At 36.1% G+C, this 12,313-nt stretch carries 9 protein-coding genes; 3 read left to right on the top strand and 6 right to left on the bottom strand.

All coding sequences use genetic code 11. The annotated features are described in order from the left end of the window. The 3 genes from ACH2CJ_RS10040 to mnmE all read right to left on the bottom strand — a co-directional run. Positions 1 to 521 (bottom strand): phage integrase SAM-like domain-containing protein (locus ACH2CJ_RS10040; RefSeq protein ID WP_394992559.1); only part of this gene is annotated, 521 nt, incomplete at its 3' end. Positions 522 to 541: 20 nt separating this feature from the next. After that, a complete protein-coding gene (locus ACH2CJ_RS10035) occupies positions 542 to 1,093 on the bottom strand; it encodes a helix-turn-helix transcriptional regulator (RefSeq protein ID WP_394992557.1) in 552 nt (183 codons plus the stop codon). Positions 1,094 to 1,327: 234 nt separating this feature from the next. Then, entirely contained in the window at positions 1,328 to 2,758 is a 1,431-nt protein-coding gene (mnmE, locus tag ACH2CJ_RS10030) for a tRNA uridine-5-carboxymethylaminomethyl(34) synthesis GTPase MnmE (RefSeq protein WP_394992555.1), read from the bottom strand. Positions 2,759 to 2,900: 142 nt separating this feature from the next. Here mnmE and ACH2CJ_RS10025 point away from each other — a divergent pair, with 142 nt between their 5' ends. Next, positions 2,901 to 5,645 carry a hypothetical protein gene (locus tag ACH2CJ_RS10025; protein WP_394992553.1) on the top strand — a complete coding sequence of 915 codons (2,745 nt, stop codon included), beginning with the start codon at positions 2,901 to 2,903 and terminating at the stop codon, positions 5,643 to 5,645. A gap of 74 nt (positions 5,646 to 5,719) precedes the next feature. Continuing rightward, positions 5,720 to 6,886, top strand: coding sequence for an NRAMP family divalent metal transporter (locus tag ACH2CJ_RS10020; RefSeq protein ID WP_394992551.1), 1,167 nt, complete (start codon positions 5,720 to 5,722; stop codon positions 6,884 to 6,886). Positions 6,887 to 6,888: 2 nt separating this feature from the next. Here ACH2CJ_RS10020 and ACH2CJ_RS10015 read toward each other — a convergent pair whose 3' ends face one another. The 3 genes from ACH2CJ_RS10015 to ACH2CJ_RS10005 all read right to left on the bottom strand — a co-directional run bounded on the left by ACH2CJ_RS10015 (position 6,889) and on the right by ACH2CJ_RS10005 (position 10,184). Then, positions 6,889 to 7,884: a BamA/TamA family outer membrane protein gene (locus ACH2CJ_RS10015; RefSeq protein ID WP_394992550.1), complete on the bottom strand. Its 996-nt coding sequence runs from the start codon at positions 7,882 to 7,884 to the stop codon at positions 6,889 to 6,891. 166 nt (positions 7,885 to 8,050) lie between these two features. Beyond that, a complete protein-coding gene (gene tsaB / locus ACH2CJ_RS10010) occupies positions 8,051 to 8,821 on the bottom strand; it encodes a tRNA (adenosine(37)-N6)-threonylcarbamoyltransferase complex dimerization subunit type 1 TsaB (protein ID WP_394992548.1) in 771 nt (256 codons plus the stop codon). Between the two features lie 118 nt (positions 8,822 to 8,939). After that, positions 8,940 to 10,184, bottom strand: a complete 1,245-nt coding sequence (locus tag ACH2CJ_RS10005) for an ABC transporter permease (protein WP_394992546.1) — start codon at positions 10,182 to 10,184, stop codon at positions 8,940 to 8,942. Between the two features lie 178 nt (positions 10,185 to 10,362). Between ACH2CJ_RS10005 and ggt the strand changes: the two genes are divergently transcribed. Next, entirely contained in the window at positions 10,363 to 12,144 is a 1,782-nt protein-coding gene (ggt, locus tag ACH2CJ_RS10000) for a gamma-glutamyltransferase (protein ID WP_394992544.1), read from the top strand. Positions 12,145 to 12,313 lie beyond the last annotated feature (169 nt).

The following is a 12,313-nucleotide window of genomic DNA, read 5'->3' as shown; positions in this document are numbered from 1 at the left end:
TTAAAATACGATACTGCCGAATTTTGCGAAAGAATAACCTTATCACTTTTATTGCTTTGCGTAGTAAGCAAATACTCTTTGAAGTCATTGAAAAACTTTTCGTTGAGGTCATTAACTCGCAGCGTACCCTTAGTAAAAGCGTTGAGGTACTTATAAGCTGAAACCCAGTTATCGTAGTTCGATGCTTTACGCTTATCTACCAACTTTTTGAAATACTCAACAAAATTTTGTTCGCCTTGTTCTTTCAACCTCAACTGCTCCTGCTCGTAACCTGTGTAAATTTCGGGTTTATCCAAAATATTTTGGCGTTTCTGCCTTATGCTTTCAGCTACTGCCAAAGTTTCTTTGTTGTGGTCTTTATCAATAGGGCTTTTGGGCTTATCAATTAGGTAAAAGCCTAAAAACTCCCTTCGAGTTGGTTTGCCTGTGGTTGGGTCGATAATCGGAGGGTAAAAATCTAAATACAAACTATGTCTATTTTTAGAAATTGGTTTTTCTCGAAGTGTTACTTTGGTAGCCATTTGTCCTTTATGCTTAGAAATTAGCTTAATAGTTTATCAATAATTACTTTCGGAACGTATGTAAACTTTCCTTTTTTTATTTTTAATACATTATTTCGTTTTGTGATATTATTGAGTGCTGAATCTGAAATGCCAAATTTGTTTTGTACTTCCATAATAGTATAACAGTCCGAAATATGGTACTCAATTAACTTTGGAGGGCTTAAAATTGGTTGAGGTTGCTCAAATAGTTTATCAATGTCCGAACGTCTTACCCTTGTGATTCTTTGCCCTATGTTAACGGCTTTAATATTTCCATTCTCAATATGATAGTAGATAGTGCGAACGGAACACCCTATCAGTTTTGAAACATCCCGAACGCTCAAAAACTCCTTAGTTTTCAGTTCTTCAATAGGTTTGTTTTTAATCTGCTTGGTTTCTTTATTGCTTACCTCAACTTTTCCTGCTCTTAACTTTGCTTTGTAGGCTTTACTATTACATTGCTTAGAACAGTACGCTGTGGCTGTTGTCAGGGCTGTAAATTCATTACCGCATTGCTGGCAAATTCTTTGTACCTTAATATTTGAACTCATAGTATTGCTGTAAGATATTGTAAGTATAAATAAGTGTATTTAAGTGCAATAATTTCGCCTTAAAAAACGGATTCGAGGTGCAGAAATCCGTTGAGGTACAAATGAGGTACAAATATAAACAAAATAAACCAATAACAAAACAAAACAAACAGGCAATAAAAAACAGCTAAATACCTAATTATTAGGCGTTTAGCTGTCTTTTCTATGTGTTTGATATTTGCTTATTTTGGGCGGTTACTTTCCAATGCAGAACTTACTGAAAATATTTGCCAATAAATCATCTGACGTGATACTGCCCGTGATTTCACCTAGATGATGTAATGAAAGTCGAATATCTTGAGCCAAAAAATCTCCTGTTATTCCTATATCTAAGCCATTAAGAACCTCACTTAGAGCTTCATTTGCTTTTACCAAATGTTCAAAATGTCTTAAATTTGTCAGCATAGTATCTGCTTGTTTTTTGACTTTTGCTTTAGCTACAATTGCGATTTTAAGCTCTTCAATTCCAATGTTGTTTTTAGCGGAGATGTTTAGTTGTTCGGAATTTAAATAGTCCTCACCCCAACCCCTCTCATTGTAGGAGAGAGACTTTTTATCTTTACTTCCATCTCCTTGAAGGAAAGTATCTTTGGGTGAGGTGTTTTGTAAACTTTCAAACAAATCTATCTTATTCCTAACTCTAATGATTTTTTTCTCCTCAAAATCTAAAATAAAATCTTCGTTAATTACTTGATTGTCAGTGAGTAGCAAGACTATTTCTGCTCGTCGCATTGCCTCTTTTGAGCGTTCAATTCCAATAGATTCAACTATATCTTTTGTAGCTCTGATTCCAGCTGTATCAATAAATCTGAACTTTATTCCTTCAATAAAAAGTATATCTTCAATAACATCTCGAGTCGTACCCGCAATTTCGGTAACGATGGCTTTTTCTTCGTTAAGTAAAATATTTAATAATGTAGATTTTCCAGCATTTGGTGGGCCAATAATTACCACTGGAATTCCTTCTTTGATTACATTTCCTGCATCAAAAGAATCTATTAATATTTTCAGAAAATTCTGAATTTTCAATATCAAAGATTTCAAATCGTCTCTTTCGGCAAATTCTACATCTTCTTCACCAAAATCAAGTTCGAGTTCAACAAGGCTTGCAAAATTAATGAGCTCCTCACGTAAAACTTTCAGTTGATTCGAGAAACCGCCACGCATCAAATTCATGGCCGTTTTATGAGCTGCTTCCGAGTCGGCAGCAATCAGATCTGCTACTGCTTCGGCTTGTACTAAATCAAATTGACCATTCAAAAAAGCCCTTTGCGTAAATTCTCCAGCTTGAGCCATACGACAGCCATTTTGCAACAAAAGTTTCAAAATATACCTTATTATGTAGTCACTTCCATGACACGAAATTTCGATGACATCTTCTTTCGTAAAACTTTTGGGTGTTTTAAAAACTGCTATCAAAACCTCATCGACAATCACATCACCATCTCTAATCGTCCCAAAATGAATCGTATGCGAATCAACTGTATTTAAATCCTTTTTTGGAGAACCTCCTTTGAAAATCTTATTAACAATTTCAAAAGTACGCTCGCCCGAAACACGAATTACTCCGATTGCCCCAATACCTTGAGGAGTTGACAACGCACAAATTGTATCTAACTGAATCATTTTATCAAATAAGAGCAAACTTTGAAGTCCAAATTTTGAACATTACATCTTTAATTACTTATTTTTGCAAATCTACCAACTTATATTCCAAAAATAAGCCCGTGTAGATAATCAGTCGATAATTTATCCAAAACTATCGACTTTGAGCCTTATACCTTCGACTATTGACATGATAAAAGCTAAATACCTATGGTACATCAACGTGTTATTATGCCTCGTTGCGATATTTATTATCTACAAAATCTGGTTTGCACCTCGCAATGATGCTTGGAGTTATGTACCAGATAACGCTTTTTTGGTTGTCGAAAGTTCTGAAATACAACAATCATTATTTGATAAAAAGCAGTCGGACTCTACACAATTATCTGATATTCCTGTTTTCTATGATGCTCTTGCTCAGTTGAAGGCTATTATTCAAAGCGTTGACAATGAAGAACTTGCAAAGAAATTTGTAGAGAAAAAACTAATAACATATTCACTTCACCGAGAAAATAAAAAGAACCTCGAATACATCATTTATATTCCTGCTGGGGCTTTCGGCGATGGAAATTTCCTTAATGCTCTTACACAACCCGATGCATCCAAACGAAAAGTATATGGTCGCACCTACAAAGGTTTTCGTATCAACGAATTATATTATAATAATAGCCGTTTGCTATTCAATTTTCTTATTCACGACGATTTTTTGATTTGTAGTGGTTCGAAAGTGCTGCTCGAAGAAGTTGCTAATCGAATTAACTCGGGCGTAGCTATCGAAAGAGTACCTTTTCGAGAGAGCCGCCGTGGAACAGCCCATATTTATTTCAAAAGTCGAAATTTACAAAATGTTGCTGATATTTTGCCTTCACAATTATCTCCAAACCTGATTGAGTTTTTTGGAAATATTACACCCCGTAATCCTGATATTGTTTTCGAGAAGCAAAAAATGCCGAATACGATTTCTGCTTATATTTACTCAGGCGGAACCAATAATATTCCATTTTTGGGAATTTTTGGGCGACAAAAGCCCCAACCTTTTACATGTACCAATCTAATTACTGAAAACACTGCCATCACTTTTCGCATGAGTTTTAGCAATAAATTGAGGTTTGCACAAGATTTGAATAACTATATGCGAACCAATGAGCAAGAACTTTTAGCCGAGCGTGATAGCGTAAATAACTTATTAAATGCTAATCTGAGCAGTCTTTATTCGGTTTTGAAAGATGAAGTAGTTATGTGTGAAATGGAGACATCAGCCGACGAACCTTCCAAAAAAATCTTGTTAATCAAAACTGAAGATTCAGCTGAATCTATGACCTTGTTTGAAGACTTTGCTAATTCTTCCGAAAAACTGTCTTCTTATTTCAAGTCCAAGCCATTTACTTATCTGAATAATTATGTCCGAAAAATCGAAATTAGTCAATTACCTGCAATGCTTTTCGGTTCGATTTTTAGAGGTTTTTCTGATTGCTATTTCACCCGAAAAGACGATTATATTATTCTTGCCAATAGCGAAGATGCCATGCGAGAATATCTAAATAACTTAAATACTGGACAAACTTGGGCAAAATCGGGCATTTATCGAGATTTTATTAAAAAACTAAGTCCACAAGCACAATTTACAGGAATCATAAGTCCGCAGCGAGTTTGGAACAATATTTATTATTCATTGCCATCAAAATGGCAAAGTACTACAATCAAACATGAAGCAAGAGCCAAAGCAATTCGTTTTATGTCGGTCGAAAATTTTGTAATCAATAGCACTTTCGGTACAAAATTTTTGATTGAGAAAATCCCACAAACACAGCGAGAAATATTAATTAAGAAATACTTTTTGCAAGATAGCCTCACAAGCAACTCAGCATTTGTGGCTTATCCAAATATTATTAAAAATTCAGTAACTGCTGCCGACGAAATATTGTTACAACAAGCCAATAATCAGGTACTTATGGTGAGTAATACTGCCAAAGAAATCAATAAGGTTTCAATTAATCAACCACTTACAAGTAACCATTTAATACCTACCGATTATTTTCAAAATGGACTGCTCCATTATTTAAGCACTACACCCAATAATTTAATTTTTTTTTCTCGTGATAGCGAAAAAGGTTTAGAGGCAAACTTTCCGAATGTTCCTCTAAATAGCGGTGTGAAAGCCGTTGCTGCCAACGAAACAAAAATATATGTAGCCGATGGCACAGGAAATATCTACATAATAAATGAAGAAACGCAAAAAATTAGCAAGATAAAAACATCAAGTAATTTTACAGATATTGTTCAGATTTTACCAGTAAAATTCAAAAACAATGCTTATTTGGCAGTTTTGCAGAAAGATGGAACTTTGGATGTCATATACGAACAAGGACATAGCCTGAAAGGATTTCCTAAAGTTCCGCTCACAGCTCGACCAGTGGCAATGGTGATAGAAGAAAGCAAAGACCAAACTTCAGTTTTGACTTTAGTTTCCGAAATTGGAGAAATCAAAAAAGTAGATATGGCAGGCAATAGTCAGGACAAAGAAAATATTCAGTTAGAACGTCCCGACAAAGCAACTGTTTTTGAAGTTCTATTTGACCAAAATCGCCGAGATTGGTTCATTGTTCGCCGCACGCCTACATCTTTAGTAATTTTCAATAAACAGGGAAATTCGGTCATTAAAATCGAAAGTACCAACTTCATGAAATCGCAACTAAGGTATTTCGATTTGGGTAATGATTTAAGATTAATTGCCATTTTCGACGGAAAAAACAATACTGTTTTCGACATAAAAGGAAATACCATAGGTGATAAACCTCTGCCAGCCACCAATTTACCTGCCATTTCTTACTCCGAAACCTATAATAAATTGTTTATTTATAATCCCAACAAAACCAGATTTGAAGTTTGGACGGTGAAGTTGAAGTAAAATTAAAACAAAGAAAACATTAGAAAATAAAGGTATTAAGTAAAAAAACTCAACCACTATAAAACTATTAAATTATGAAAAACAAACGTTCCTCAACACTCATCGGGGCTGCTTTCTTGATGGCTACTTCCGCTATTGGCCCAGGCTTTTTGACTCAAACCACAGTATATACGCAACAACTCGCTGCAAGTTTTGGCTTCGTAATTTTGCTTTCTATTTTATTAGATATTGGTACGCAACTCAATATTTGGCGTGTGGTTTCTGTCTGCAAGAAGCCCGCTCAAGATTTAGCCAACGAACTCCTTCCTGGACTTGGTTATTTATTGGCTTTTTTGATTGTAATTGGTGGTTTAGCTTTTAATATTGGCAATGTTGCAGGTGCAGGATTAGGTTTAGAAGTTCTTTTTGGCATTGATGTAAAAATTGGAGCAGTTATCAGTTCTGCAATTGCGATTGGTATTTTTTCTTCAAAAGAAGCAGGAAAAACAATGGACAATTTTGCTAAAATACTTGGCTTTTTGATGATTATTTTAATTCTCTACGTTGTTTTTGTGTCAAATCCACCTGTTTTTGAAGCAGTAAGGCGAACAATTATTCCTCAAAAATTTGACGCTTTGGCAACAGTTACACTCGTAGGTGGTACGGTTGGCGGTTATATTACATTTGCAGGTGTGCATCGCCTTATTGATGCAGGAATTAGTGGCGAAGAGAACCTTCCCGAAATCAATAGAAGTGCCACAATGGGTATTTTGGTAACTGCCGTAGTACGATATTTGCTTTTTTTAGCTTCTTTGGGTGTGGTAGTTGCCGGTTTTACACTCAGCAAAGAAAATCCACCTGCTTCGGTATTTCAGAGTGCGGCGGGCGATATTGGTTATAAAATCTTCGGGATTGTAATTTGGGCTGCTGCCATTACGTCGGTCGTTGGTGCTGCTTATACTTCGGTTTCTTTTTTACGAACTTTTCATCCAAATTTTGAAAAATATAATCGCCAAATCATTATTGGCTTTATTGTTTTCTCTACGATTATCTTTATTTTTGTTGGACAACCAATCAAAACACTTGTGTTTGTAGGTACTCTGAATGGTTTTATTTTGCCAATTGCACTCTCAATTATCTTAGTAGCCAGTCGAAAGTCGAGACTTGTAGGCAGCTATAAGCACTCTTTATTTTTACAAATAATTGGTTGGTTAGTAGTAGCGATTATGTCGGGTATGGTAGTTTATGGAATATTTTCATAGATTTAAAAAGCTTCTCCGATAGTAGCATAAATATTACCGTTGCCATAAGGCGAAAGGGCATAATCTAATCGGATATTTAAGTGATTTTTGGTAGCAAATCTGATGCCCGCTCCGTAGGTGAATTTAGGTTTTTTTAAACGTAAAATATCTTCTTGATTTCCCAAGAAAGCAACCGACCCAAAGGCTGCTGCTCCAAGTCTCTTCCAGATTTCTTGTCGCACCTCTTGCTGAATCATTAAGGTATTTTTATCCCTAAAATACCCTTCCAAAATACCTCTCATTTTATACTGTCCGCCCAAATAAGCCAGTTGATTGAATGGAACATCACCAATATTGGCAACTGCCACATAATTACTTGCCAATACTGTTTTCTTTCCTAAACTCACATAATTGGCAATATCAGCTGAGATTTTAGTAAAATTACGGTTAGCTCCAAAAACTTTTCCTGATGGTACAACATAAATTTCGCCAAAAATTCCTTTTGTTGGAAAAAAAACTTGGTCACGAGTATCTCTCAAAATACTCAATCCTAAACCTAAGGTGCGAGATTTATCGCTGCCATTTATCTTTCCAGAAGCAAGTTCTCCTTCTTCTACCGTTGAAGTAACGTTATAATTTTCAAAGTTAAGCCTCAACCCTACATAAGTATTCAAACGAACTAATTTGGTAGCCAAAAACCTGAATCTCACATAATCAGCACTATAGTTTTCGTCAGCAACACGGTTTTCGCCTACGCCAGCATAGGTATATTTATAACGAAACAAGCCATTTTCGGACGAAAAATAGTATTTGTTGTTATGCGTAAAAATCTTGAAAGGAAAAAAAATCAAGATTTGTTTATTTTGCGTATAAGTAGCTCCAAACGAAATTTGAGAGGGTTTTGCCCAAATAGAGTCTTTAGCAAAACCAAAAACAGTTGCTCCTGCAACCCCTCCACCAAAGCGTGTTTCTGGGAGTCTGAAAACTACTGGCAAAGCTAAAAAACTCTTATTTCTCAAAAATGGTTTGGTAGAGTCTTGTGCAAAAATTTGTATGGGAAAACTTATAAAAGTTGCCAAAATAAAAAAATACCTCATGCCAAATGATTAAAATACCATAAAAAAACTCAAAAGTTAAGTCAACTTGTCTTTAAACGATTGCTGAAGGTATTTGTTTTGCTTTAATTCAATCAAATTTTACTTTTTTCGGCGTAGTAGTCATAAATTCCTTCAAATAATAAGGTTCTAAGTCAGCTACATTTTCAAACTTATTATTCTCAAAAGCTTTGGTTGCTAAAATACCAACACTTTTTGCAGAAGGATTTAAAGTTTCATTTAAGAATATAGCATTGGGATGTTTGCTTAAAATCGCTCTACATTTTTCTGCTCCATCGCCAAAGAAGATGATTTTATGGTTTTGAAGTAAGTCTGCAAATGAAGTTTCTTCAATAATTTTTGCTTGGGTTGTCTCAACGACCGCCATCTTATCTGATTGATAGACAGCACAATAAACCTCCATTCTACGAGCATCAAGCATTGGGCATAGGAGAATTTTTATAATTTCAGAATGGTTTGCCGTTGCGATACGATTTGCGATTTCGGATTCGGAATTAGGAATTAGAAATCGCACGGCGAACCGTTCGCAAATCGAACTTGCCATCACCTCCAAAGTATTAACTGCAATCAGTGGTTTTTCAAGTGCAAAGCACAAACCCTTTGCAGTAGAAACACCAATACGTAAACCTGTATATGAGCCAGGACCTTTTGCAACAGCGATGGCATCGAGGTCTTGAAAAGTCAAACTGGCAGTTTTTACTACATGCTCTATAAGCGTAGTAAGCATTCCAGAAGAAGACTTTTCGTTATATAACTCACTGATAGACAGCAACTTACTATCTTGATGAATAGCAGCCGAACAACTTTTTGTAGAGGTTTCGATACTAAGAATAATAGGCATTAGAAAGAATTTGTGAATTTGTGAATGAATAATTTAGTGATTACATTTTAATTTCATAATCAACTTCATCGCCCAAAATTAATCAATCACACATTCACTCAATCACTCAATCACACATTTATTTACTACGAATCGCAATAACGGGGTCAAGTCGAGCGGCTTGCCATGCAGGAATAATACCTGAAACTATGCCAATAATGCTCGCAATAATAACTCCAAAGATAACATTACCCGAGCTGAGAACAATATCAAGCGAGCCTAATGGCATGAAACTTAGTAAATAAACAAGTAGAATGCCAAAAAAACCTCCAATTAAGCAAAGGAAAATAGATTCAAATAAAAACTGGAAAAGAATAAAGAAGTTTTTTGCCCCTAATGACTTCTGAATTCCGATGAGATTTGTTCGTTCTTTTACTGAAACAAACATGATATTGGCAATACCAAAACCCCCAATCAATAATGAAAATAAGCCAATAATAAACCCTCCTCCACGAATAGTGCTAAATAACTGACCGAGAGCAGCAGCAGCAGCTTCGGGGCGATTTAATGCAAAATTATCTTCTTCCGATGGTCGTAAACCTCGCTTAGTTCGCATCAAGCCTATTGTTTCACCTTCCAGTTCAAGCAAGCCTTCGTCATCATCCAGTCCTTTTAGCACAATATCGCCATAAGGTTCGCCCGAAGAAAAGATACGTTTGTGCGAAAGAAAAGGTATAAAAATTTTTTCGTCGGGTTGGCCTCCAAAATCTGCAATCTGTTTCCCTTTTCGCTCTTGCACACCAATAACCGTAATATTTTGCCCTTTCATTTTGAAGGTTTGTCCAATTGGGTCGGAATCTGGAAACAAAGCATCTGCAATATCTGCTCCTAAAATACCTACATTTCTGCCAGATTCTACTTCTTGCGGAGCAAAATAACGTCCGTTCACAATCGGAACCTCTGTAATTTCCGTAAAATCATAAGTAACTCCCTGGCAAAGAGCCTCAATACTGTTATTGCCTTTTTTGCACGAAACCCCACCTTGAAAATCCATCATCGCTACGGCATGGGTATGTTCGAGGTTTTCTTTCAAATATTTAAACTCTTCATATTTTGCCTCTGGTCGTCTGAAATATTTCCACCACGGATAATCACCATTACCAAAAAGCCAAGGCCATTTCTGCACATAAATTACATTACTACCTATAGAACTTAGACTTCCTTTAATATTCGATTCGAGCGAATCAACCATCGTATAAACCCCGATGATGGAAAAAATACCAATCGTTACGCCCAAAAGCGATAAAACGGTTCGGAGTAAATTTTCTCGCAAAGCCTGCCAAGCAAAGCGAAAACTTTCGAATGTGAGAAAGAAAAATTTCATAAATGCCTAAGACCCCAAAGGGCATTAAATTGTAGTTAATAATTTTACGAAAATAGTATTCTAAAATTAGTTTTGGAAATGAATTTCGCTAATCAGTAGTTTTTAGTAATTTAACGGCAAATTTCAAGGATACGTGGAACAAATATCTGTTTCGCCATGCGATAAATCATCAACAAACATGAAAAGAACACTTCTATTATTAACATTATTTATTTTAGTTTTTTCTTGCAAGAATAAACCAGTCCAAACAACCGATGGAATTTCGAGCAAATCGAAAGATTTATTTGTACTTTTTGAAGAAGACCCCAACCAAAAAGCCTTTTTCTCGGACAAAAAAGGCGTTATTGGTCAAAATGGAATGGTGGCATCTGCCCATCCCGAAGCCTCGAATGTAGGCGTAGAAACAATGAAAATGGGCGGAAATGCCATCGATGCCGCTGTAGCTACTCACTTTGCTTTGGCAGTAGTATTTCCATTTGCAGGAAACTTGGGCGGTGGCGGCTTTGCTGTTATTCGTGATAAAAACGGTAAAGCATATACTTTAGATTTTAGAGAAAAAGCTCCATTGAAAGCCAATCGAGATATGTACTTAGATACTAAAGGAGATGTAATTCAAGGATTAAGTTTGCTTGGACATTTGGCAAGTGGCGTGCCAGGAACAGTCGATGGAATGGTTGAAATTCACAAAAAATTTGGAAAATTATCTTGGGAAAAAGTCATACAGCCTGCCATTGATTTAGCAGAAAAAGGTGTAGTTCTTACCCAGCTAGAAGCTCTTGGGCTGAATAATAACAAAGCTAATTTCAAAAAAATAAATGGAGAAAATACGCCATATTTCATTAATACAGAAAATAGAGATTGGATAATTGGAGATTTGTTGGTTCAAAAAGATTTGGCAAAGACACTACGTATTATTCAACAAAATGGAAGAAACGGCTTTTATGAAGGCGAAATTGCCGATTTATTAGTAAAAGAAATGGAGAAAGGTGGTGGAATAATTTCGCACGAAGATTTGAAAAAATATCATTCAGCTTGGCGTGAACCAATCGTGGCAGATTATAAAAATTATAATATTATTACGATGCCTCCTTCATCAAGCGGAGGTGTAGCTTTGGTACAATTGCTAAGAACCGTTGAGCAGTATCCACTACGCAAATGGGGCTGGAATAGCGATTCTACGGTGCAAGTAATGATTGAGGCTGAACGCCGAGTTTATGCCGACCGTGCCAAATGGATGGGAGATATGGATTTTGTAAAAGTGCCAATGAAAGAATTGATGAGTAGAGATTACCTCAAAAAACATTGGTCAGATTTCAATTTTGCGAAAGCTACCGACAGCAAAGCAATTGACGGTGGGAATATTTCGGGTTATGAGTCAAATGAAACCACTCATTACTCGGTCGTGGACAAGGAAGGAAATGCTGTTTCGATAACTACAACACTCAATGGCGGCTATGGTAGCAAAGTGGTAGTTGCAGGTGGCGGTTTCTTGATGAATAACGAAATGGACGATTTTAGTATCAAAGCAGGTGTACCAAATATGTTTGGTTTGATTGGAAATAAAGCCAACGAAATTCAACCAGAAAAACGAATGCTTTCTTCAATGACACCGACAATCGTAGAAAAAGACGGAAAGTTTTTGATGGCAGTTGGCACGCCTGGTGGCTCAACGATTATTACTTCGGTTTACCAGACCATTTTGAATGTAATTGAACATGGAATGACGATGCAACAAGCAGTAAATGCTTTGAAATTTCATCATCAATGGCTACCTGACCGCACAGTTTATGAACCAAATGCGTTCAACGAAAAAACCATAAACGCCTTAAAATCAAGAGGATATATTATTGATGCACAAAAAGGAACACTCGGAAGAATGGACTGTATAATGCTTCGCACCGACGGAACTCTCGAAGGTGCATCAGACCCAAGAGCTGATAATACAAGTGTGGGATATTGAAAAAATGCAGAATGTTGAGTTACGAATTAGTGAATTACATACACTTCATGGTTCGAACGAGCCAGTCGTAACTCTACATTATTTAAAAAATTCCTTTCGCAATTAAGTAGGGAATAATTAACCAAAGTAAACCTTTTATCAAAAAGAAAAGGAAGCCAGCCCAACCGAG

The sequence above is a fragment of the Emticicia sp. genome (assembly GCF_043780375.1).
Lineage (GTDB): Bacteria > Bacteroidota > Bacteroidia > Cytophagales > Spirosomataceae > Emticicia.
Note: the sequence above shows the minus strand (reverse complement) of the source record. Positions and strands in the feature narration are given on the sequence as shown.

What these genes read in the sequence shown, in the direction of transcription:
- ACH2CJ_RS10020 (WP_394992551.1), top strand. Translation starts at nt 5,720, where the DNA reads ATGAAAAACAAACGTTCCTCAACACTCATCGGGGCTGCTTTCTTGATG.
- ggt (WP_394992544.1), top strand. Translation starts at nt 10,363, where the DNA reads ATGAAAAGAACACTTCTATTATTAACATTATTTATTTTAGTTTTTTCT.
- tsaB (WP_394992548.1), bottom strand. Translation starts at nt 8,821, where the DNA reads ATGCCTATTATTCTTAGTATCGAAACCTCTACAAAAAGTTGTTCGGCT.
- mnmE (WP_394992555.1), bottom strand. Translation starts at nt 2,758, where the DNA reads ATGATTCAGTTAGATACAATTTGTGCGTTGTCAACTCCTCAAGGTATT.
- ACH2CJ_RS10005 (WP_394992546.1), bottom strand. Translation starts at nt 10,184, where the DNA reads ATGAAATTTTTCTTTCTCACATTCGAAAGTTTTCGCTTTGCTTGGCAG.
- ACH2CJ_RS10035 (WP_394992557.1), bottom strand. Translation starts at nt 1,093, where the DNA reads ATGAGTTCAAATATTAAGGTACAAAGAATTTGCCAGCAATGCGGTAAT.